This window comes from Massilia timonae, assembly GCF_001866515.1.
GTDB lineage: Bacteria > Pseudomonadota > Gammaproteobacteria > Burkholderiales > Burkholderiaceae_D > Telluria > Telluria timonae.
Genome location: NZ_JRYB01000001.1, coordinates 3,370,772 through 3,393,116 on the forward strand (window position 1 = coordinate 3,370,772; position 22,345 = coordinate 3,393,116).

Sequence of the window (22,345 nt, forward strand, 5' to 3'; positions counted from 1 at the left end):
CGCGCCATGCGCATCCTGAGCGTCGGCCTGGACAGCGACCAGGACGTGGTGCTGGTGCGCCAGCGCGCGCGCCAGATCTCGGCGCTGCTGGGCTTTTCGCAGCAGGACCAGGTGCGCATCGGCACCGCCGTCTCGGAAGTGGCGCGCGGCGCCTGCCACCAGGGCCCGGGCGGACGCGCACTGTTCCAGCTGCGCGAGAACGATGGCCGCCAGCACCTCGAGGTGCTGGTCAGCGGCGGAGCGCGCCCGGCCAGCGCCGGCGGACCGGAAACCGAGTCGCTGCGCGAACTGGCGATCATCACCGCGCACCGCCTGATGGATGCCTGCGAGGTCGATCCGGGCGATGCCGGCGCCTCCACCGTCACCGTGCGCAAGGCGCTGCCGCGCCACGAACACGTCACTTCGGCCCGCCTGGCCGAGATCGGCGCGCGCCTGGCCGACAGTCCGGTGTCGAACCCGGTGCACGAGCTGCAGCTGCAGAACCAGGAATTGCTGGCCACCCTGGCCGAGCTGCGCGAACGCCAGGACGACCTGCTGTCGCTGACGCGCGAACTGGAAGACACCAACCGCGGCATCGTGGCGCTGTACGCCGAGATCGAGGACAAGGCCGAGCGCCTGCGCCGCGCCGACGAGATGAAATCGCGCTTCCTGTCCAACACCAGCCACGAACTGAGGACGCCCTTGTCGTCGATCCGCGCGCTGGCCCAGCTGCTGCTCGACCGCATGGACGGCGACCTGACCGAGGAACAGGAACGGCAGGTGAAATTCATCGCCGATGCCGCCAGCGACCTGTCCGAACTGGTCAACGACCTGCTCGACTTGGCCAAGATCGAGGCCGGGCGGGTCGAGACCCACGTCGAGCCGGTGGTGGTCGAGAACCTGTTCCGCGCCCTCAAGGGCATGCTGCGCCCGCTGGTGGACGAGGCGCGCGTGGAGCTGATCTTCGAACCGTCCGGCATCGACGAACCGTTCCATTCGGACGAAGGCAAGATCTCGCAGATCCTGCGCAACTTCATCTCGAACGCGCTGAAGTTCACCGAGCAGGGCTCGGTGCTGGTGTTCGCCGCGCACGATCCGGAAGCCGACACCATCGCCTTCGCGGTGGCCGACACCGGCATCGGCATCAGTCCCGACAACCTGCAGCTGATCTTCGAGGAGTTCAGCCAGATCGAGCACCCCTTGCAGCGCCGCAGCAAGGGCACCGGACTTGGCCTCCCGCTGTGCCGCAAGCTGGCCGACCTGTTGGGTGGCCGGGTCGACGTATCGAGCACGCTGGGCGTGGGCACGACGTTTACGCTGACCCTGCCGCGCACGCCGCCACACACATTGCCAAATATATCGCCCCAAGCGACCATGGATCCTGATGGAACCGCATCATGAATAGTCATCCGACCCAGATTCTCAACGTCGACGACAACGACGGTGCCCGCTACGCCAAGACCCGCATCCTGCAGAGCGCCGGCTTCGACGTCATCGAAGCCGCCAACGGCACCGACGCGCTCGAGATGGTCAAGCGCCACATGCCGGCGCTGGTGCTGCTCGACGTCAAGCTCCCAGACATCAACGGCATCGAGGTGTGCCGCCGCATCAAGGCCGAATCGGACAGCAGCAGCGTGCTGGTGCTGCAGACCTCGGCCGCGCTGACCGGCCGCGCCGACAAGATCCGCGGCCTGGAGGGCGGCGCCGACAACTACCTGGCGGCGCCGATCGAGGCGGATGAACTGATCGCCAACGTCAACGCGCTGCTGCGCATGCGCCGCATCCAGGTCGACCTGCGCGACAGCGAAGAGCGCTTCCGCCAGCTGACCGACAATATCGACGACGTGTTCTGGATGTTTTCGGTGCCGGGCCGCCGGCTGGTCTACGTCAGCCCGGCCTATGCCGCGGTGTGGGGCAGCAGCGCCGAGGCGCTGCGCGAGGAGCCGACCGGCTGGCTCCACGCCGTGCATGCCGACGACCGCGCGCGCCTGGCCGCCCGCTGGGAGCGGCTGGCAGAGGAACCCCACTACGACGAGGAATTCCGCATCCATGGCGCCGACGGCCAGCTGCGCTGGGTGCGCGACCGCCTGTTCCCGGTGCGTGACGTCCGCGGCCAGGTGTACCGGGTGGCGCGCATGAGCAGCGACATCACGGCGCGCAAGGAAATGGAAGCGCTGCTGCGCACCGCCGACAGCAACAAGAACCAGTTCCTGGCCACCCTGGCGCACGAGCTGCGCAATCCCCTGAGCCCGATCCGCAACGCGGCGGCCCTGCTGGGCGCGAGCGGGGAAGGCGCGGCCGAGCGCCAGGCGCGCGCGCGTGACGTGATCACGCGCCAGGTCGACCACCTGGCGCACCTGGTGGACGACTTGCTGGACGTGGCGCGCATCTCCGAAGGCAAGATCGTGCTGCGCAACGAAGAGGTCGACCTGAAGGGCGTCATCGCGCAGGCGATCGAGACCGCGGCGCCGCTGATCGCCGCGCGCGAGCACAGCCTGGACGTGCGCCAGCCGCAGGAAGACCTGTGGGTGACGGGCGACCCGGTGCGCCTGGCCCAGTCGGTCGGCAACCTGCTGCACAACGCGGCCAAGTTCACGCCGGCCGGCGGCGCGATCATCCTGGGCGTCGAAGTGAGCGGCGAGGGAGCCGGCCAGCGCGTGCGCATCTCGGTGCGCGACAACGGGATCGGCATCGACGAGGACAACCTGCCGCGCATCTTCGGCATGTTCGCCCAGGCTGCGGTGCCGCCGGACCGCGCGCCGGAAGGGCTGGGCATCGGCCTGTCGCTGGTGTCGCACCTGGCCGAGCTGCATGGCGGCCGGCTGGAAGCGGCCAGCCCGGGCGTCGGCCAGGGCAGCACCTTCACGATCGAACTGCCGCTGCTGCGCGCCGCGTCCGGCGCGCCCGCGGCCGCGCCGCAGGAAGCCGAGGACGCCAACACATCCGGCGGCATGCGCGTGCTGCTGGTGGACGACAACGTCGACGCCATGGAGATGATGGGTTTCCTGCTGGCCGAGATGGGCTACCAGCCGGTCACCACGGCCGACGCCGGCGAGATCGAGACGCTGGCGCTGCGCCACAAGCCGCAGGTGATCGTGCTCGACATCGGCCTGCCGGGCGTGGACGGCTACCAGGTCGCGCGCCGCATCAAGGGCAATCCGGCGCTGGCGCACATCCGCCTGGTGGCGCACACCGGCTACGGCTCGCCCGAAGACCGGCGCCGCGCCCAGGAGGCGGGCTTCGACGCCCACCTGGTCAAGCCGGCCGAGTTGTCCGACCTCGAAGCGGCGCTGCGGGGCGGGTGATCCGCCACGCAGGGAACGACGATCACGCCAGCAGCGCCACCGCCTTCACCTGCGCCCACAGCGCAAGGCCCGGCTCCACCGCCAGCTCGCGCCGCGAGCGCTCGGTGATGCGCGCCAGCAGCACGGTCGCGCCGATCTTCAAACGCACCAGCACCTGGCCCGGCGTCGTGGACGGACCCACCGCATCGACGACGGCCGGCAGGATGTTGGTGATGCTGCTGCCGCGCGGGCGCTCGAGCGCCAGGCTGACGTCGCGCGCATGGATGCGGCAGCGCACCCGGCTGCCGATGGCGGCGTCGCGCCGACCGACCAGCAGCACGCCGCCGGGAAAGGCCAGGTGCGACAGGCCGTCGGCGTCGCGTTCGGCGAGCACGGTCTCGATCATCACGCCGGCATCGTCCTCGAAGTTCGCCGCCAGGTCGAGCCGCGCCAGCGTGTCGGCCAGCGGTCCGCTGGCCAGCACCCGTCCCTGTTCCAGCACCACCAGGTAGTCGGCCAGGCGCGCCACTTCGTCGGCCGAGTGGCTGACGTAGACCACCGGCAGCGCCAGTTCGTCGTGCAGGCGTTCGAGATAGGGCAGGATTTCCTGCTTGCGCTTCATGTCGAGCGCCGCCAGCGGCTCGTCCATCAGCAGCAGGCGCGGCGAGGCGAGCAGGGTGCGCGCGATCGCGGCGCGCTGGCGTTCGCCGCCCGACAGCGTGGCCGGGCGCTGGGCCAGCAGGTGCCCGATGCCGAGCAGTTCGGTCACGGGCCCGAGCTCGAAGCGGCGCGCGCCCGGCGCCAGGCGCTTGAGGCCGAACTCCAGGTTGGCGCGCACGTCGAGATGGTCGAACAGGCTCGCCTCCTGGAACACGTAGCCGATGCCGCGCCGGTGGGTCGGCACGTACACGCCGCGCGCATCGTCCTGCCAGGTTTCGTCGCCCACGGCGATGACGGCGCCGGGCGCCCGTTCCAGTCCGGCCAGGATGCGCAGCAGCGTGGTCTTGCCCGAGCCGGAATGGCCGAACAGCGCGCTCACGCCGTGGTCCGGCAGGTCGAGGTCGGCGTCGAGGGTGAAAGCGCCCCGATCGATTCTTGCCTTGATGCGGATGCCGCTCATCGGCGCGTCCCCCTGACAGATTGCGGATACAGCGTATACAGCACCAGCAGCACCACGAACGAGAACACCAGCATGCCGCCGGCCAGCCAGTGGGCCTGCGCGTATTCCATCGCTTCCACGTGGTCGTAGATCTGGGTCGAGACCACGCGCGTCTTGTCGGGGATGTTCCCGCCGATCATGAGCACCACCCCGAACTCGCCGATCGTGTGGGCGAAGCCGAGGATGGCGCCGGTGACGAAGCCGGGCCGCGCCAGCGGCACTACCACCGACCAGAAGGCGTCCCAGGGCGTGGCGCCCAGCGTGGCCGCCACTTCCAGCGGACGCGTGCCGACCGCCTCGAAGGCATTCTGCAGCGGCTGCACCACGAAGGGCAGCGAATAGAACACCGAACCGATGACGAGGCCGGTGAAGGTGAAGGACAGCGTGCCCAGGCCCAGCGCCGTGGTCAACTGGCCGAGCGGACCATCGGGGCCCATCGCCAGCAGCAGGTAGAAGCCGATCACGGTCGGCGGCAGCACCAGCGGCAGCGCGACCACCGCCCCGACCGCGTGCCGCAGCCTGGACTGCGTGCGCGCCAGCCACCAGGCCAGCGGCGTGCCGAAGACCAGCAACAGCAGGGTGACGACCGTGGCCAGCCTGAGCGTCAGCCAGATCGCTGCGACGTCGGACGAATCGGGCATCCTCAGACTTCGTAGCCGAAGCTGCGGATCAGCGCTTTCGCCTTGTCGGTGCGCAGGTATTGCAGCAGCGCCTGGGCCGCCGGGTTGCCTGCGCCCTTGGCCAGCAGCGCCGCGTCCTGGCGGATCGGCTCGTGCATGGTGGCCGGGACGATCCAGCCCGAACCCGACGTGAATTTGCCATCGCGCCAGACCTGGGCCTGGGCCACGAAGCCCAGTTCGGCATTGCCGGTGCTGGCGAACTGCCAGGCCTGGGCGATGTTCTCGCCCTGGACGATGCGTGGCTGCACGCTCTCGTACAGGCCCAGCTTGCGCAGGGTGGCGACCGCCGCGGCGCCGTACGGCGCGGTCTTCGGATTGGCGATCGCCAGGTGCTTGTAGCTGCCGGTCTTGAGCACATTACCGCCGGCATCCACGACGCCGCCCCTGGCCGACCACAGCACCAGGCGGCCGACCGCGTAGGTGAAGCGGCTGCCGGCCGCGACGTGGCCCTCGGTTTCGAGCCTGGCCGGGGTGTCGTCGTCGGCCGCCAGCAGCACCTCGAACGGCGCCCCGTTGCGGATCTGGGCGTAGAACTTGCCGGTGGCGCCGGTGGCGACGACGGCCTTGTGGCCGGTGTCGCGCTGGAATTGCTCGGCCAGCTTTTCCATCGGACCGGCGAAGTTGGCGGCGACCGCGACCTGCACCTCGCCGGCGTGCGCCGTCCCCATGACAGTCAGTATGGCGATCAGGCTGGCAAGGCGTTTCATGTCATTTCTCCAGATAAGGATGGGAACATCGTGGTAGCCTGCTGGTCTGATGAGCAAGCGCTATTTACTTAAGTATATAACGAAACGGCAGGCGACAATAGATGAGCAAGGATGACAAGCGCATCGGCCTCGACGGCAAGGTCTGGATGACGGTCGGCGGCGAGAACCTCGGCGGCGGCAACCGGGTCGAACTGCTGGCGGCGATCGGGCAGCTCGGCTCCATTACCGGTGCGGCCAAGGCGGTGGGCCTGAGCTACAAGGCGGCCTGGGATGCGATCGACACGATGAACAATCTCGCGGGCGAGGCGCTGGTGGAGCGCGTCACCGGCGGCAAGGGGGGCGGCGGCACGCGGCTCACGGCGCGTGGCCGGCAGCTGGTGGACAATTTCAGGATGATCGAGCAGGTGCACCATGACTTTCTCGACCGACTCAACCGCCAGGCCGGCGACGTGGTCGACGACCTGGCACTTTTTACGAGGTTCAAGATGAGGACCAGCGCACGCAACCAGTTCTTCGGCACGGTGGCCCGGGTGGCGCGCGGCGCCGTCAACGACGAGGTCGAGCTCGAGATCGCGGGCGGGCAGACGATCGTCGCCATCGTCACGCGCGAGAGCGCGGAGAATCTCGGGCTGGCGCCGGGCCGGCAGGCCTTCGCGCTGATCAAATCGTCGTCGGTGATCGTGATGACGGCCGGCGACGGCGCGCGGCTGTCGGCGCGCAACCGGCTGCAGGGCCAGGTCACGCGGCTGATGCGCGGCGCGGTCAATTCCGAAGTCGTGATCGCGCTGGCGGGCGGCGGCAGCGTGGCGGCCACCATCACCAATGAAAGCGTGGATGCGCTCGAGCTGGCCGAGGGCGCGGCGGCGACCGCCCTGTTCAAGGCCTCGAGCGTGATCCTGGGCGTGCCGGACTAGTCGTCTACTGGCCGCACAGATGCTGCACCGCGACCAGCCGCGGCGGCGGATCGCAGCGGCACAGGCACAGGTCGCCGTCGAGGGCGTATTGCCGGCCGTCGTGGCGCGCCGGCAGGCGTGGGCCGTCGAGCCCGATGATGCCGGTCGTGCCGCAGACGGGGCAGGACACCGGGTCGCCTTCGAGCGCGACCTTCACGCCATCGAGCGCCAGCAGCGAGCTGGCCGAGGTCACGGTGCCGCCGGCCGTGGTCGAGGCGCCGAGCGTGATGTAGTAGCGCGTTGCCATGTCTCACTCCTTGTATGCAAGGCTGCAGCATAAGGATGGACCAGGGCCCCGGTCTTGACAACCCATAAAAAAAGCCCCGCCAGGGTAGCGGGGCTTTCGGGCCAGCATCTGCGCCAGGTTACTTGTCGGTCACGGTGAACGCGCCATACGGCTTGAGCTGTTCCTCGAGCTTGGACGGATCGCCGACCACCACGATCGACTGGTTCTCGGGCGCGAAATATTTGCGCGCCACGGTGCGCACCTGCTCCGGCGTGACCTTCTGGATCTTCGGCACGTATTCGCCCAAAAATTCCGGCGGCAGGCCGACCAGCCAGTTGGCGGCCAGGGTATTGGCGACCGAACGCTGCAGCTGGTTGCTGAGCAGGTAGCCGCCCGCGACGTAGCGCTTGTTCATGTCCATTTCCTTGGCCGGCACCAGCTCGGCCCCCAGGCGCTTGTATTCCTTGAAGTACTCTTCCAGCGAAGCGCCGGTGACTTCGTTGCGCACGTCGGCGCCGCCCACCATCATGCCGCCCGCGCGGCTCATGCGCGCGCCGGCCGAGGCGCCATAGGTATAGCCCTTTTCCTCGCGCAGATTGGTGTTGATGCGGCTCGAGAACCCGCCGCCCAGGATGGTGCTGGTCAGGCGCAGCGGGATCTGGTCCGCCGCGCTGGCCGCGATGCCGGGGCTGCCCAGGCGCAAGGTCGACTGTACGCTGCCGTCGCGCTTGAGCAGGATGCGCGCGGGCTTCACGCCGGTCGCGGCTGCCGGGGTGTCGGGCAGGGCGGAGCCGCTGGCCTTCCAGTCGCCGAAGGCGGTCCTGGCAAGCTTCATGGCCTCAGCCTCGGTAATGCGGCCGGTGACCACCAGCAGCGCGCGGTCGGGACGGAAGCGCTTCGCGTGTTCGGCGCGCAGCATCGCGGCGCTGACGGCGTTGATCGACTCGACCGTCGGGTCGGTGCGGCCATACGGGTGGTCGGCATACACGGCCTTCTTGATCGCGCGCTCGGCGCGGAAGGTCGGCTGGGTCTCGGACACGCGCAGCGACTGCAGCGCATTGGCCTTGGCCAGCGCCACTTCGTTCTCGGGGAAGGACGGCTGGCGCGCGATCTCGGCCATCAGGTTCAGCATGGCCGGCGACTGCGAGGCGAGGGCGTTGGCGGACAGGATGATGCCGTCGGCGGCCGGGCTGGCCGCCACTTCGCCGCCCATGCCCTGGGCCGCTTCGGCGATGGCGCGCGAGTCGCGCTTGGCGGTGCCTTCGTTGAGCATGCCGGCCAGCATGGCGGCAAAGCCGCTCTGGTTCGGCGCGTCGGCCGCGAAGCCGGCGCCGCGCAGCGCCAGCACGTAGTCCACGCGCGGCAGGCCCTGGCGCGGCACGACCCACACGGTCAGGCCATTGGAGAGGGTCTGCTTGGCGATCTTCGGCGCCGGGATCGATTTTTCCTGGCCGTAGGCGGGCATGCCGGACGGCGTCCCGGCGTCGGCGCAATGGGCCGCCGGCGCGAATGCGAGAGAAACGGCAAGTGCGAGCATCAGTTTGTTCATGATGCGTTCCTTATTTGGTGTTGGTGGTGGCCGAGGCGGTCTTGGCCGCTTCGATCATGGCGGCCGGCTTGCGGTCGATGACGGTGCGGTTGGCCGGCACCAGGTAGGTCTTGACCGCGCGCTGGATGTCGTTCGAGGTCACGCCCTCGATCCAGCCCGGGATCTTGTTGACCACGTTGGCGTCGCCCCACAGGGTCTGCAGCTTGGCCAGGGTGTCGGCGCGGTTGACGAAGCTTTCCAGCTTGTTGTTCCAGTCGGCCAGCATGCGCGTCTTGACGCGCTTCAGGGTGGCATCGTCGACGCCGTCCTTCGCGATCCTGGCGATCTCTTCGTCCATCGCCTTGAGCACGGCGTCGGCGCTGCTGTCCGGCTTGTACAGCGCGAACACGGTCATCAGGGTCGGGCCGTTGTATTCCCATGGGCTGGTCAGGCCGAACATGGTGTCGACGTTGAGGGCGATCTCGCGGCCTTTCACCAGGCCCTGGTAGAACAGCGAGGCGTCGCCGCCGCCCAGCAGCTCGGCCAGCACCGCGATCGGCGCCTGGTCGCGGCTGCCGCGCTCCGGCACCTTCCAGGCCGCCGCGATGGCCGGCACCTGGGCCAGGGCGTCGCTCTGCTCCAGCCGTTTTTCGGCGCTGTTGAGCGGCTCCGAGAAATCGGTGCCCTTCGGTACCGGGCGCGCCGCGATGCCGCCGAAGTATTTCTCGGCCAGCGCGAAGCCCTGCTGCGGCGTGATGTCGCCGGCGATCGCCAGCACCGCGTTGTTCGGGCCGTAATAGTCGCGGTGGAAGGCGCGCACGTCGTCCAGGCTGGCGTTTTCCAGGTCTTCGAAGCTGCCGTAGCCGTCGTGGTTGTTCTCCCATTTCTGGAAGGCGTGCTGGCTGATGTCGATCCACATGAAACCGCCGTAGGGCTGGTTCTTGACGTTGACGCGGATCTCTTCCTTGACCACGTCCTGCTGGTTCTTCAGCGTGGTCGGATTGAAGTCCAGGGTCTTCATGCGGTCCGCTTCCAGCCACAGGATCGGCTCCAGGCTCGATGCCGGGGCGGTCTCGATGTAATTGGTGAAGTCGGGGCGGGTCGAGCCGTTGTTCCAGCCGCCGCCGGCGGTGATGGTGGTGTCGAACACGCCCTTCGGCGCGTTCGGCGTGCCCTGGAACATCAGGTGTTCGAACAGGTGGGCGAAGCCGGTGCGGTTCTTCGGCTCGAGGCGCATGCCGACGTGGTAGACGACCGAGACGCCGACGGTCGGCGAGCTGCGGTCTTCGGACACGATGACGGTCAGGCCGTTGTCGAGCTTCTTGGTATTGACCGGCAGGGTCCACTGGTCGCTCGGGGCGGCGAAGGCCGAGATCGACAGGGTGAGCCCGGCCATCAGGACAGGTAATTGGCGCATGCGCATGGAGACCTCATGATGAATGGTGGGACGACGGCGGCGAGCCGTCGGCGGCTCATCTTAGCGCAATGGCATGTTGTTAAGTGGTCTTTTTATTGTGCCATCGCATCTTATGCATGACGTCATGCAGACGGCATCCATCGCCGGCGTGTGCATTTCGGGCGGCGATTCGTGCAGTTCGTCGCATCGCCCATCGACCCGCCTGGCTTTCAGGCTATAGTTGCAACATGACAAGTCCCGGCGCTAGGCCGGCGCAAGAATTTACTGGAGAGAATGGATGAACCACCTGATCAAGCTGGGCGCCGCCATTGCCGTGCCGTGCGCCTTGTTCTGTGCGGCGATCGGCATCGCCGAGGCCGCGCCGGAGACGAGCAGCGAGACCCGTCCGATCGACGCGCGGGTGGTGCGCGTCAAGCTCGAGGGGGTGGGGGACCTGAGGATCCGGCAGGGGGCGACCCCGGCCCTGGTGCTCACCGGCGATGCGCGCCTGCTGTCGCGGACCACGACGTCGCAGAAAGGGGATACCCTGAACATCGAGACCGAGGGCCGCAATTCGGGCTTCAGCTTCGGCCGTTCGTCCGGCCTGCAGGCCGAGCTGGTGCTGCCGAACCTGCAGGCGGTGTCGTCGGAAAGCGTCGGTTCCACCGTCGTCAGCGGGTTTGCCGGGGAGACGCTGAGCATCAATCTCGATGGGGCCGGCTCGATGTATGTATCATCGTCGGAATACCGCACCATCAAGGCCAGCCTGGGCGGCGTCGGCAACCTCAAGATCCAGGGTGTGAACAGCGAGCACGTCGACCTGAGCCTGGGCGGAGCCGGCTACGTGACCCTGAGCGGGCGTAGCAAGAACCTCAGGGCCGAACTCGGCGGATTGGGCGGGCTGGACGCCCAGGCCTGCACGGTCGAGGCGGTCACGCTGGACTTGTCCGGTCTCGGCAACGCCACCGTCAACGCGCAGCGCAGCGCCAACCTCGCGCTGTCGGGCATGGGATCGGTGACGGTGTTCGGCAAGCCGGCCAATCGCAAGGTCGCCCTCGATGGCCTGGGCAAGGTCAACTGGAAATAACGATCCAGATTCTGTGCACGAGACATGAAAAAAATACTCCTTGTGACGCTGCTTGCCATCGGCCTGCAACTCGGCCTGCAGGCGAGCGCCCGGGCCGGCTTTGCGGAGGGCGCGAGCGCCTACAACGCCCGCAACTATGCACTGGCATTGAAAGAAATCAGTCCGTTGGCCAAGGCCGGCAATCCCGACGCCCAGCACCTGCTGGGCCTGATGTATTACATGGGCCGCGGCGTCACGCGCGACTACAAGCAGGCCTTCGCCTGGCACCTGAAGGCGGCCGAGCAGGGCAAGGCCGACGCCCAGTACGTGGTCGGCGCCATGTATTACACCGGCAATGCCGTGCCGCAGGACCAGAAACACGCCGTGGGCTGGTTCCGCAAGGCGGCCGAGCAGGGCAACCCCGACGCCCAGCACGCGCTCGGGCTGATGTACCGCTACAGCGTGGCCGGCGTGCCGCAGGATGCGGTGCTGGCCTATATGCTGTACAACCTGGCCGCGGCCGGCGGCCACCGCAATGCCGTCGAGCAGCGCGCCGCGATCGCCAAGAAAATGACCCAGGAACAGGTTGAAGAAGCGCAGGCCCTGTCGCGCACCTGGAAAGTGGGCACGGCCCTGCCGGTCGCGTCGAAGACCGGCGCCAACCTGTAGGCATTCAGCGGGTATTGGGCAGCGGCATCGCCTCGCCCAGCGCCTGGTAACCGCGGTCGTTCGGGTGCAGGTGGTCGCCGCTGTCATAGGCCGGCAACAGCCGGCTCGGACGCGCCGGATCGCGCAGCACGCGGTCGGCGTCGAACACCGCATCGAACTCGCCGCTGCTGCGGATCCAGGTGTTCACCGCCTGGCGCAAGGTTTCCTTGTCGACCGAGTACAGCGCCGCGCCTTCGAATGGCGCCAGCGTTGCGCCGATCACCGCGATGCGCGCGGTGCGGGCGCGCGCGATCAGCTGGCGATAGCCGGCCACCATGTCGTCCAGCGTGACCGGATTGGCCGCCGACCCGTTGCCGATATCCTCGATGCCGACCATCAGCACCAACTGGCGCGCGCCGCTCGTGGCCAGCACGTCGCGCTCGAAGCGCGCCAGGGCGCTGCGTCCGGCCAGCGGGTTGGCCGGGTTGTCGCCGAGCAGGCGGTTGCCGGCGATGCCCCGGTTGATCACGCCAAGACGCGCACCAGCATTGCGCTCGGCCTGCAGGCGCCGCGCCAGCACGTCGGTCCAGCGCCGGTTGGCGTCACTGGTGCTGCGCGCGCCGTCGGTGAGGGCGTCGCCCAGCACGACGATGGCGCCGCGCATGCCGTCGACTTCCAGCGCCGTCAGGAAAGGCCAGGCCGTGATCGTGCGCTGGACCGGCAGGCTGGCGCTGGCGGTATGGTCGCCGGTGGACGACACATAGCTGGTCTGGCGCGCCTGGCCGTGCAGGGTGGGCGCCTGCACGGCGCCCGGCAGGTACAGGCTGACGGCCACTTGCGCGAGCGGCGGCAGGTGCAGTTCGACCGGGTCGGACAGCGCCGGCGCGCCGGCCGGGATCGTCACGCCGGCGCGCCCGCCGAAGGTCAGGGCGCGGTCGGTGCCGGGCGCCACGTCCGAACCCTGGGCGCGCAGGCCGATGCGCGCGGCGCCGATCCGCAGCGGCGTCGACCCCAGCTCGTTCGACAGGCGGATGCGCACGCGGTTGCCGCCCACGCTGGACTGGACGACCAGCCGCAGGGTCTGGTCAGTGAAGGTGTGAGGGCTGGCGTCCGCAGGCGGTCCGGCCGGCGCCGCGCCCCAGCTCGCGGTCCAGTGGCTGGTGTCCCATGATTGGGCTGCCGCCGGCTGGCCGGCCAGGGTGGTGGCGGCGGCCAGCATGGCGCTGGCCAGCAGCAGGCGGCGCAATGCGGGTGTGAGGTAAACCTGCGGCAACAGCCGGCGCGCGGCCGCGGTCAGGGCGGACAGGAAATGGTTCATGTGCTGCTCCATCGGGCGCCCATGCGATAAGCATGAGCTCGTAATAACAATCTAGCGGCGATGCAGGATACGGAGAAGATGGCAAGGCGCCGGATCGTTGCGCGATATCGAAGGCCACTTTGATTGTGATTCCAACAAGAAAATTCCGATCATCTAAAGTTGGCGGTAAGCGATCTGGCGAACTGAGCAGATTGCCGATGCGGTCCAGCATGAGGCTGGATACACCGATGAGGAGATGACGATGGCGGATGTTGAATTGACGATGACGACCCAGGTGCCGGTCTCGACCCAGGAAGCCTGGGCCTGGTCGACTTCGCTCCAGAGCGTGCGCGCCGAGACGCGGCCTTTGCTGAAGCTCGTGTTTCCCAAGGGGATGACGGATATCGGCGCCAATACGATGCTCGGCAAGTCGCTGGGCCGGTGCCAGTTCTTGCTGTTCGGCTTGTTCCCGGTCGATATGTCGAAGCTGACGTTTACCGAGATCGTGCCGGGCCACCGCTTCGTCGAGCAGTCGCAACTGCTCTCGATGCACGCCTGGCGGCACGAGCGCGTGATCACGCCGGCGGCCGACGGCCGCGGCGCCCTGATCACCGACCGCCTGGCGTTTTCGCCCCGTTTCGCCACGCCGGTCGTGCGCGCCATGGTCAAGCTGCTGTTCGCGCACCGGCACAAGATGCTGGCGCGCGCGCTGGGCGCGCAAAGCCAGGAAATTGCCCAAAACAGCGATGGAAGGGCGCGCCGGGACAGGTCCGCGTGGTAGGCTTCGGCTTCGATTCACTCGCGTGCGCCTGTCAATACAGTGGCAATGGCGCGGCGACCATTTGGAGCATGTATGTTGATTGCCACTCACGGCGGCAAATTCCACGCGGATGATGCGTGGGCGGTCGCCGTCCTGAAGGTGCTGTTCCCCGAGGCGGACGTCGTCCGCACCCGCGAACAGGCCAGGATCGATGCCGCCGACTTCGCGATCGACGTCGGCGGGGTCTGGGACCCGGCCACTGGCCGCTTCGACCACCACCAGAAGGAATTCGACGGCGCCCGCGCATCCGGCGTGCCCTATGCCAGCGCCGGCCTGGTCTGGCGCGAGTATGGCGCGCGCTGCGTCGCCGCCCTGGCCGAGCGCCATACCGGCGAGCGGCTGGCGGACGACACGGCCCAGCAGATCGCCTACGCGATCGACGCCGACATCGTGCAATACCTCGACCTGTCGGACGTCGGCGTGGCCAAGAATGCGCCGGGCAGCTATGGCTTGTCGGCAGTGGTGTCCGGCTTCAATCCCGGCTGGCTCGACGAGCAGCGCCTGGGCTATGGCGAGGCGGTGGAGGTCTACCGCATGGGCCAGTTCATGCGCGCCGTCGAGTTCCTGACCGACATCATGGGCAACGCCGTGCGCTACCGCGTCGGCGCGATGCTGGCCGTGACCCAGGTACGCCAGGCCGAGGTGCTCGAAGACGGCAGGCTCCTGTTCCTGAAGAACGCCGCGCTGCCCTGGAGCAGTGTGGTGCGCAAGGAAATGCCGAAGGTGCTGTTTGTCATCAGCCACAGCTTGACCGAACAGCGCTACATGCTGCACACGGTCTCGGTCGACACCGAGAGCTTCGACGCCAGGGCCGACCTGCCGGAAGCCTGGGCCGGCCTGCGCGAAGCCGAGCTGGCGGCCGTCACCGGCGTCGAGGACGCCGTGTTCTGCCACACCGGCCGCTTCATCGCCGCCGCCCGGACCTATGCCGGCGCCCTCAGCATGGCGCGCCAGGCGCTGGCGGCTGTCGAGCAGGGCGCCTAGCAACGCGCACGGCGGCGCGCAAGCCGGCCCCGACTCCCGTACAATTACGGTTTTGCTAACACGGGAGCAACCATGCGCGCCATCGAGATCACCCAGCCCGGCAAGCCGGAAGTCCTGCAACTGTGCGAGCGCCCGACGCCGGCCCTGAAAGCCGGCGAAGTGCTCATCAAGGTCCATGCGGCCGGCATCAACCGGCCCGACGTGCTGCAACGCCTGGGTAAATACCCGGTGCCACCCGGCGCCTCCGATCTGCCGGGCCTGGAGGTGGCGGGCGAGATCGTCGACGGCGACCTGGACGGCAGCGATTTCAAGAAGGGCGACCTGGTGTGCGCGCTGGTGCAGGGCGGCGGCTATGCCGAATACTGCGCCGCGCCGCTCGCGCAATGCCTGCCGGTGCCGCAAGGCCTGAGCGCGCTCGAAGCGGCCACCTTGCCGGAAACGTATTTCACGGTGTGGAGCAATGTATTCGACCGCGCCCGCCTGTCCGCGGGCGAGAGCCTGCTGGTGCAGGGCGGCAGCTCCGGCATCGGCGTGACCGCGATCCAGCTGGCCAGGGCGTTGGGCCACCGTGTGTTCGCCACCGCCGGCAGCGCGGACAAATGCCGCGCCGTCGAGGCGCTCGGCGCCGAACGCGGCATCAATTACCGCGACGAGGATTTCGTCGCCGTGGTCAAGGAACTCACGAACGGCAAAGGTGTCGATGTAATTCTGGACATGGTCGCGGGAGATTATGTGGCGCGCGAGATCGATTGCCTGGCCGACGATGGCCGCCTGGTCGTGATCGCGCTGCTGGGCGGCGCGCGTGCCGACCTCGACATGGGGCAGGTGCTGCGGCGCCGCCTGACGGTCACCGGCTCGACCTTGCGTCCGCGGCCGGTCGACTTCAAGGCGGCGATCGCGCGCCAGTTGCGCGAGCACGCCTGGCCGCTGTTCGCCCAGGGCAAGATCAAGCCGGTGATCCACCAGGTCTTCCCCTTGGCGCAGGCGGCACAGGCGCATGCGCTGATGGAGTCGAGCACCCACGTCGGCAAGATCGTGCTGCAGGTGCAGCCAGGCTGACACAGTTGAAAAAGGGGCGTGCCGGCCGGGCCAGGAAGGCCTCGCGGGCACGCAGTGGCGGCGGTTTCCAGGCAAAAATCAGCGAGCTGAGCAGCTCAGCCTTTGTTTGACCGCCATATGATCGACCGCTAGAATAGCGGGTTATTTGACATGGGGTAGTATGCGTCCCAAACTCGTCGTAGGTAACTGGAAGATGAACGGCAGCCGTGCAGCCAATGCACAGCTGCTGCAAGGTATTCTCGCTGGATTGAGCGAGGCGGGCGCCGCGAGCGCCGTCTGCGTCCCCGCTCCCTACCTGTTCCAGTGTGAACAACTTCTCGCAGGCAGTGCCATGGCCTGGGGCGCGCAAGACGTCGCGACCGAGCCGTGCGGCGCCTTCACCGGCGAAGTCTGTTCCTCGATGCTGCAGGATTTCGGTTGCCGTTACGTGATCGTCGGCCACTCCGAGCGCCGCGCCTACCATGGCGAATCGAACGACCTCGTCGCGCGCAAGGCCAGGGCGGCGCTGGATGCCGGCCTGACCCCGATCGTGTGCGTCGGCGAAACGCTGGACCAGCGCGAAGCGGGCGCCACGCAGGCCGTGGTCGGCGCCCAGCTCGACGCGGTGCTGGAAGTGGTGGGCGCGGATGCCGTGCCGAAGCTGGTGCTGGCCTACGAGCCGGTGTGGGCGATCGGCACCGGCAAGACGGCGACGCCGGCGATGGCGCAGGAAGTGCATGCCTTCTTGCGTGATAAATTGCGCAGCTGCAACGCCGCGGCGGCCGAAAACGTACAAATCCTTTACGGCGGCAGCATGAAGCCGGAGAATGCAGGCGATCTGATGGCGCAGCCGGATATCGATGGCGGCCTGATCGGTGGGGCTGCATTAAAGTCGAGTGATTTTCTCGGGATTATTCGGGCCGCGTAAGTGGCGCCGCGCAGGCGGAGCGCCAAGCAAGTTAAATAAACCTGCTTCAAAGCATCACGAATTTTCGAATCTTTTGAAAATATAAGAAATTTAAAAACGTTGTTTTAAACTTGGAATGGAATTGCAATGATCTGGTTCAATTTGATTATCGTCGTGCAGGTTGTTTCGGCCCTGGCCATTATCGGCCTGGTGTTGATGCAGCACGGTAAGGGCGCCGACATGGGCGCGGCCTTCGGTTCGGGCGCATCGGGCAGCCTGTTCGGCGCCTCGGGTTCGTCGAACTTCCTGTCGAAGTCGACCGCCGTGGCGGCCGCCATCTTCTTCGGCTCGACCCTGGCCCTGGCCTATATCGGCAACAGCGGCAGCGGCGAGAGCGGCGGCGGCGTCATGGGCCGCGTGACCGTGCCGTCGAGCCAGGCGCCAGCTACCGGCATCCCTGGTGGCGCACCGGCCCAGACCGCACCGGCCGACGTGCCGACCCTGCCGGCCAACAATGCCGCACCGGCCGCAGCCATTCCAGCCACCCCGGCCCCGGCCGCTCCGGCAACCGAGGTCCCGGCAGCGCCTGCGCCGGCAGCTCCGGCGAAGTGATTGTCGCCCGGCGCGGCTAACGCGCCACAATAACAACATGCAAACGCGCCGTTTTATCGGCGCGTTTGTCTTTTTAGGCGTAGAATATTGCGGCGCGTGAATGGACTTGCCGAATCCGCTGGTGAGTGCGGCTAGGACATTGATCGCGCACCTGCGGGAAGAATGTCGCCAGGGAGTGGGCAAGTAATTGCCGGCTCATCGAATAATCGGCGACGTGATTCAAAAAATTCGCAAATATCCTTGTGATTGCGCAATTTGAGCATTGATAAGTAATGCTAAGGCAGGGTAAAATACTGGTCTCCAGCCGACGTGGTGAAATTGGTAGACACGCTATCTTGAGGGGGTAGTGGCGCAAGCTGTGCGAGTTCGAGTCTCGCCGTCGGCACCAAAATTTAGAAAGAAAGCCAGCAAGGGCGCACGAGTTTTTCCTCATGCCTGAGCTGGCTTTTTTACGAGGATCGTCGTCCGGTCCTGGTGGCAGGCTTGAAGCCAGGTTCGCACGATTCGGTGCTGCATCCCTACGCAGCATTTCATTAACCGATCGTTCAGGAAGCTTCAGCTGTGAACCTCGAAAACTATCTCCCCGTTCTTCTCTTTATCCTGGTTGGCATCGGCGTCGGTGTCGCCCCGCAGGTGCTCGGTCGCCTGCTGGGCCCCCACAAGCCCGACGAGGCCAAGCTGTCCCCGTATGAATGCGGCTTCGAAGCCTTCGAAGACGCACGCATGAAGTTCGACGTCAGGTACTACCTGATCGCGATCTTGTTCATTTTGTTTGATCTGGAAACGGCATTCTTCTTCCCATGGGGCGTCTCGATGCGCGAGCTGGGTTGGACCGGTTTCATCACGATGATGGTGTTCATCGCCGAGTTCGTGGTCGGTTTCTGGTACATCTGGAAGAAAGGTGCCCTTGATTGGGAATAAGCCATGGCAATTGAAGGCGTATTAAACGAAGGTTTCATCACCACCACAGCCGACAAGCTGATCAACTGGGCGCGTACCGGGTCGATGTTCCCGATGACGTTCGGTCTGGCCTGCTGCGCGGTCGAGATGATGCACGTGGGCGCGGCCCGCTACGACATGGACCGCTTCGGTATCGTGTTCCGTCCATCGCCGCGTCAGTCCGACGTGATGATCGTCGCCGGCACCCTGTGCAACAAGATGGCGCCGGCGCTGCGCAAGGTCTACGACCAGATGGCCGAGCCGCGCTGGGTGATCTCGATGGGTTCCTGTGCCAACGGCGGCGGCTACTACCACTATTCCTACTCGGTGGTGCGCGGCTGCGATCGCATCGTCCCGGTCGATGTGTACGTGCCAGGCTGCCCGCCGACTGCCGAAGCTCTGCTCTACGGCATCATGCAGCTCCAGAACAAGATCAAGCGCACCAATACCATCGCGCGCTAAAAACGGACGGCGTACTCCATGACGACAAAACTCGAGACCCTTGAACTCGCCCTGAAAAATGCACTGGGCGAGGGCGTTGCCATTTCGGCGGCGCTGGGCGAAGTGACGGTGGTGGTCAAGGCAACTGATTACATCAAGACCATGACCACCCTGCGCGACGATCCGCAATTGGCGTTCGAACAGATGATCGACCTGTGCGGCGTCGACTATTCGACCTATGGCGAAGGCACCTATGAAGGTCCGCGCTTCGCGGTCGTCGTTCACCTGCTTTCCCTGGCGAAGAACTGGCGCGTCCGCGTGCGCGTGTTCTGCCCGGACGACGACATGCCGCTGGTCGAGTCGATCACCGGCATCTGGCGCGCCGCCAACTGGTTCGAGCGCGAAGCGTTCGACATGTACGGCATCCTGTTCGACGGCCACGGCGACCTGCGCCGCATCCTGACCGACTACGGCTTCATCGGCCACCCGTTCCGCAAGGACTTCCCGATCTCGGGCTATGTCGAAATGCGCTACGACCCGGAACAGAAACGCGTGATCTACCAACCCGTCACGATCGAGCCGCGCGAGAACATCCCGCGCGTGATTCGCGAAGAGACCTACGGGACGAAATAATGGCTGAGCTTAAGAACTACACCCTGAACTTTGGTCCGCAGCACCCGGCAGCGCACGGCGTGCTGCGCCTGGTGCTGGAACTCGACGGCGAGGTGATCCAGCGCGCCGACCCGCACATCGGCCTGCTGCACCGCGGTACCGAGAAGCTGGCCGAAACCCGCACCTACCTCCAGTCGGTTCCTTACATGGACCGCCTCGACTACGTGTCGATGATGTGCAACGAGCACGGCTACGTGCTGGCGATCGAAAAGCTGCTCGGCATCGAAGCGCCGATCCGCGCCCAGTACATCCGCACCATGTTCGACGAGATCACCCGCATCCTGAACCACCTGATGTGGCTGGGTGCGCACGCGCTGGACATCGGCGCCATGGGCCCGTTCCTGTACTGCTTCCGCGACCGCGAAGACCTGTTCGACGTGTATGAGGCGGTGTCGGGCGCGCGCATGCACGCGGCCTATTATCGTCCGGGCGGCGTGTACCGCGACCTGCCGGACACCATGCCGCAGCACAAGCAATCGCCGATCCGCAGCGCCAAGGCGATCGCCGAGCTGAACGAGCACCGCCAGGGTTCGGTCATCGATTTCCTCGACGCCTTCACCAAGCGCTTCGACGGCTATGTCGACGAGTACGAGACCCTGCTGACCGATAACCGTATCTGGAAGCAGCGTACCGTCGGCATCGGTGTGGTCAGCCCGGAAGACGCGAAAGCCATGGGCTTTACCGGCGCCATGCTGCGCGGCTCGGGCATCGCCTGGGACCTGCGCAAGCACCAGCCTTACGCGGCCTACGACAAGGTCGAGTTCGACATCCCGGTCGGCACCAACGGCGACTCGTACGACCGCTACCTGGTGCGCGTGGAAGAACTGCGCCAGTCGAACCGCATCATCAAGCAGTGCCTGGCCTGGCTGCGCGCCAACCCGGGCCCGGTGATGATCGACAACAACAAGATCGCGCCGCCAAGCCGGATGGACATGAAGTCCAATATGGAATCGCTGATCCACCACTTCAAGCTGTTCACCGAAGGCTTCCACGTCCCCGAGGGCGAGGCCTATGCCGCGGTCGAACACCCGAAGGGCGAGTTCGGCATCTATATCGTCTCCGACGGCGCCAACAAGCCATACCGCCTGAAAATCCGCACTCCGGACTACGTCCACCTGCAGAGCCTCGACGAGATGGCACGCGGCCACATGATCGCTGACGCGGTGGCCATCATCGGTACCCAGGACATCGTGTTCGGCAGTATCGACCGGTAAAAAGAGGGCAGAGAGAAGACTATGTTATCCGCGCAGTGCTATCAAAAAATCGATCGCGAGCTGGCCAAGTACCCAGCCGATCAACGCCAGTCGGCCGTGATGGCTTCGCTGGCCCACGCCCAGGTCGAACTGGGCTGGCTGTCGCCTGACACCATGCAAGAGATCGCCGACTACATCGGCATGCCGGCCATCGCCGTGCAGGAAGTGGCGACTTTCTACAATATGTTCAATATCAAGCCGGTCGGCAAGCACAAGATCACCGTGTGCACCAACCTGCCATGCGCGCTGTCGGGCGGCGAACGCGCCGGCCAGTTCCTGAAGGACAAGCTGGGCATCGACTATCGCGACACCACCGAAGACGGCCAGTTCACCCTGCTCGAAGGCGAGTGCATGGGCGCCTGCGGCGACGCGCCGGTCATGCTGGTGAATAACCATCGCATGTGTTCGTTCATGAGCGACGCCAAGATCGACGCCCTGGTAGAGGAACTCAAGAAATGACCAACCTGCACGACCGTCACATCAAACCGCTGATCCTCGCCAACCTGAACGGCGAGAACTGGCACCTGGCCGACTACGTCAAGCGTGGCGGCTATTCGGCGCTGCGCCGCATCATCGAAGAAAAGATCACGCCGGAACAGATCATCGCCGACATGAAAGCCTCGGGCCTGCGTGGCCGCGGCGGCGCCGGTTTCCCGACCGGCCTGAAGTGGAGCTTCATGCCGCGCCAGTTCCCGGGCCAGAAATACCTCGTCTGCAATACCGACGAAGGCGAGCCGGGCACGTTCAAGGACCGCGACATCATCCGCTACAACCCGCATGCGCTGATCGAAGGCATGGCCATCGGCGCCTACGCGATGGGCATCAGCGTGGGATATAACTATATTCACGGCGAGATCTTCCAGGACTACCTGCGCTTCGAGGAAGCGCTGGAAGAAGCGCGCGCGGCGGGCTTCCTGGGCAATAACATCATGGGCAGCGAGTTCAGCTTCCAGCTGCACGCGCACCACGGCTACGGCGCCTATATTTGCGGCGAAGAAACCGCCTTGTTGGAATCGCTCGAAGGCAAGAAGGGCCAGCCGCGCTTCAAGCCGCCATTCCCGGCCTCGTTCGGCCTGTATGGCAAGCCGACCACGATTAACAACACCGAAACGTTCGCGGCCGTCCCGTTCATCCTGAACATCGGCGCCGAGAACTACATGGCGCTGGGTAAACCGAACAACGGCGGCACCAAGATCTTCTCGATCTCGGGCGACGTCGAGCGTCCGGGCAACTACGAAGTCCCGCTGGGCACGCCGTTCGCGACCCTGATGGAACTGGCTGGCGGCATGCGCGGCGGCAAGAAGATCAAGGCTGTGATTCCTGGCGGTTCGTCGGCGCCGGTGGTGCCGGGCGACCTCATGATGCAGACCGACCTCGACTACGATTCGATCGCGAAAGCCGGCTCGATGCTGGGTTCGGGCGCCGTCATCGTCATGGACGAGACCCGCTGCATGGTCAAGTCGCTGCTGCGCCTGTCGTACTTCTATTACGAAGAATCGTGCGGCCAGTGCACCCCGTGCCGCGAAGGCACCGGCTGGATGTACCGCATGGTCCACCGCATCGAGAACGGCCAGGGCCGTCCGGAAGACATGGACCTGCTGAACAATATCGCCGACAACATCAAGGGCCGCACCATTTGCGCGCTCGGCGATGCGGCAGCGATGCCGGTCCAGGCGATGATCAAGCACTTCCGCCAGGAATTTGAATATCACATCGAGCACAAGCACTGCCTCGTGCCCGCATACCTTTAAACCAG

Annotated in this window: 23 protein-coding genes and 1 tRNA gene; 17 read left to right on the plus strand and 7 right to left on the minus strand. The window is 66.3% G+C overall.

Translation table 11 applies throughout. The features are described from left to right. Positions 1 to 6 precede the first annotated feature (6 nt). Both LO55_RS14565 and LO55_RS14570 read left to right on the plus strand, forming a co-directional pair. Positions 7 to 1,380, plus strand: a complete 1,374-nt coding sequence (locus LO55_RS14565) for an ATP-binding protein (RefSeq protein WP_229410144.1) — start codon at positions 7 to 9, stop codon at positions 1,378 to 1,380. Beyond that, positions 1,377 to 3,284, plus strand: a complete 1,908-nt coding sequence (locus LO55_RS14570) for an ATP-binding response regulator (protein ID WP_083415331.1) — start codon at positions 1,377 to 1,379, stop codon at positions 3,282 to 3,284. Before LO55_RS14565 ends, LO55_RS14570 begins: the two co-directional genes overlap by 4 nt. Positions 3,285 to 3,306: 22 nt before the next feature. Here LO55_RS14570 and modC read toward each other — a convergent pair whose 3' ends face one another. The 3 genes from modC to modA are packed head-to-tail and all read right to left on the minus strand — an operon-like array spanning position 3,307 to position 5,809. Next, positions 3,307 to 4,383, minus strand: a complete 1,077-nt coding sequence (gene modC, locus LO55_RS14575) for a molybdenum ABC transporter ATP-binding protein (protein ID WP_071362003.1) — start codon at positions 4,381 to 4,383, stop codon at positions 3,307 to 3,309. Then, positions 4,380 to 5,063 carry a molybdate ABC transporter permease subunit gene (gene modB, locus LO55_RS14580; RefSeq protein ID WP_071362004.1) on the minus strand — a complete coding sequence of 228 codons (684 nt, stop codon included), beginning with the start codon at positions 5,061 to 5,063 and terminating at the stop codon, positions 4,380 to 4,382. The genes modC and modB overlap by 4 nt, the downstream gene beginning before the upstream one ends. Positions 5,064 to 5,065: 2 nt before the next feature. Further along, positions 5,066 to 5,809, minus strand: coding sequence for a molybdate ABC transporter substrate-binding protein (modA, locus tag LO55_RS14585; protein WP_071362005.1), 744 nt, complete (start codon positions 5,807 to 5,809; stop codon positions 5,066 to 5,068). A gap of 101 nt (positions 5,810 to 5,910) precedes the next feature. Here modA and LO55_RS14590 point away from each other — a divergent pair, with 101 nt between their 5' ends. Next, a complete protein-coding gene (locus LO55_RS14590; protein ID WP_071362006.1) occupies positions 5,911 to 6,723 on the plus strand; it encodes a TOBE domain-containing protein in 813 nt (270 codons plus the stop codon). 4 nt (positions 6,724 to 6,727) lie between these two features. Here the strand turns inward: LO55_RS14590 and LO55_RS14595 are convergent, their stop codons facing one another. The 3 genes from LO55_RS14595 to LO55_RS14605 form a co-directional block, all read right to left on the minus strand. Next, entirely contained in the window at positions 6,728 to 7,009 is a 282-nt protein-coding gene (locus tag LO55_RS14595; RefSeq protein WP_071362007.1) for a PAAR domain-containing protein, read from the minus strand. Between the two features lie 118 nt (positions 7,010 to 7,127). Continuing rightward, on the minus strand, positions 7,128 to 8,537 hold the full coding sequence (locus tag LO55_RS14600; protein WP_071362008.1) for a M16 family metallopeptidase: 1,410 nt from the start codon (positions 8,535 to 8,537) through the stop codon (positions 7,128 to 7,130). 10 nt (positions 8,538 to 8,547) lie between these two features. After that, complete coding sequence (locus tag LO55_RS14605) at positions 8,548 to 9,939, minus strand: M16 family metallopeptidase (RefSeq protein ID WP_071362009.1); 1,392 nt, start codon at positions 9,937 to 9,939, stop codon at positions 8,548 to 8,550. Positions 9,940 to 10,210: 271 nt separating this feature from the next. On the opposite strand from LO55_RS14605, the gene LO55_RS14610 reads away from it, so the two are divergent. Together LO55_RS14610 and LO55_RS14615 are read left to right on the plus strand one after the other, a co-directional pair. Next, entirely contained in the window at positions 10,211 to 10,999 is a 789-nt protein-coding gene (locus tag LO55_RS14610; RefSeq protein WP_071362010.1) for a GIN domain-containing protein, read from the plus strand. 24 nt (positions 11,000 to 11,023) lie between these two features. After that, on the plus strand, positions 11,024 to 11,647 hold the full coding sequence (locus tag LO55_RS14615) for a tetratricopeptide repeat protein (RefSeq protein WP_071362011.1): 624 nt from the start codon (positions 11,024 to 11,026) through the stop codon (positions 11,645 to 11,647). Between the two features lie 4 nt (positions 11,648 to 11,651). On the opposite strand, the gene LO55_RS14620 is transcribed toward LO55_RS14615, so the two are convergent. Next, positions 11,652 to 12,944: an SGNH/GDSL hydrolase family protein gene (locus tag LO55_RS14620; protein ID WP_083415332.1), complete on the minus strand. Its 1,293-nt coding sequence runs from the start codon at positions 12,942 to 12,944 to the stop codon at positions 11,652 to 11,654. A gap of 241 nt (positions 12,945 to 13,185) precedes the next feature. On the opposite strand from LO55_RS14620, the gene LO55_RS14625 reads away from it, so the two are divergent. The 12 genes from LO55_RS14625 (at position 13,186) to nuoF (ending at position 22,340) form a co-directional block, all read left to right on the plus strand. Next, a complete protein-coding gene (locus LO55_RS14625; protein WP_143054525.1) occupies positions 13,186 to 13,704 on the plus strand; it encodes an Rv1443c family protein in 519 nt (172 codons plus the stop codon). A gap of 72 nt (positions 13,705 to 13,776) precedes the next feature. Next, entirely contained in the window at positions 13,777 to 14,727 is a 951-nt protein-coding gene (locus tag LO55_RS14630; RefSeq protein WP_071362013.1) for an MYG1 family protein, read from the plus strand. 72 nt (positions 14,728 to 14,799) lie between these two features. Continuing rightward, the gene (locus tag LO55_RS14635) at positions 14,800 to 15,786 is read left to right on the plus strand and encodes an NAD(P)H-quinone oxidoreductase (RefSeq protein WP_071362014.1); all 987 of its coding nucleotides are present in this window, start codon (positions 14,800 to 14,802) and stop codon (positions 15,784 to 15,786) included. Positions 15,787 to 15,946: 160 nt separating this feature from the next. Then, entirely contained in the window at positions 15,947 to 16,693 is a 747-nt protein-coding gene (tpiA, locus tag LO55_RS14640) for a triose-phosphate isomerase (protein ID WP_071362015.1), read from the plus strand. A 126-nt stretch (positions 16,694 to 16,819) separates the two neighbouring features. Further along, entirely contained in the window at positions 16,820 to 17,284 is a 465-nt protein-coding gene (gene secG, locus LO55_RS14645; RefSeq protein WP_005666424.1) for a preprotein translocase subunit SecG, read from the plus strand. A gap of 303 nt (positions 17,285 to 17,587) precedes the next feature. Then, a tRNA-Leu gene (locus tag LO55_RS14650) sits at positions 17,588 to 17,672 on the plus strand. 173 nt (positions 17,673 to 17,845) lie between these two features. Further along, positions 17,846 to 18,205 (plus strand): NADH-quinone oxidoreductase subunit A, encoded by a 360-nt coding sequence (locus tag LO55_RS14655; protein WP_005666426.1) that lies wholly within the window; start codon positions 17,846 to 17,848, stop codon positions 18,203 to 18,205. Positions 18,206 to 18,208: 3 nt separating this feature from the next. Then, the gene (locus LO55_RS14660; protein ID WP_005666428.1) at positions 18,209 to 18,685 is read left to right on the plus strand and encodes a NuoB/complex I 20 kDa subunit family protein; all 477 of its coding nucleotides are present in this window, start codon (positions 18,209 to 18,211) and stop codon (positions 18,683 to 18,685) included. An 18-nt stretch (positions 18,686 to 18,703) separates the two neighbouring features. Beyond that, a complete protein-coding gene (locus LO55_RS14665) occupies positions 18,704 to 19,297 on the plus strand; it encodes an NADH-quinone oxidoreductase subunit C (protein ID WP_071362016.1) in 594 nt (197 codons plus the stop codon). Continuing rightward, entirely contained in the window at positions 19,297 to 20,550 is a 1,254-nt protein-coding gene (locus LO55_RS14670) for an NADH-quinone oxidoreductase subunit D (protein WP_005666431.1), read from the plus strand. The genes LO55_RS14665 and LO55_RS14670 overlap by 1 nt, the downstream gene beginning before the upstream one ends. Positions 20,551 to 20,571: 21 nt before the next feature. Continuing rightward, positions 20,572 to 21,048, plus strand: coding sequence for an NADH-quinone oxidoreductase subunit NuoE (gene nuoE / locus LO55_RS14675; RefSeq protein ID WP_005666433.1), 477 nt, complete (start codon positions 20,572 to 20,574; stop codon positions 21,046 to 21,048). Beyond that, a complete protein-coding gene (nuoF, locus tag LO55_RS14680; protein ID WP_071362017.1) occupies positions 21,045 to 22,340 on the plus strand; it encodes an NADH-quinone oxidoreductase subunit NuoF in 1,296 nt (431 codons plus the stop codon). Before nuoE ends, nuoF begins: the two co-directional genes overlap by 4 nt. The last annotated feature ends 5 nt before the right edge of the window (positions 22,341 to 22,345 follow it).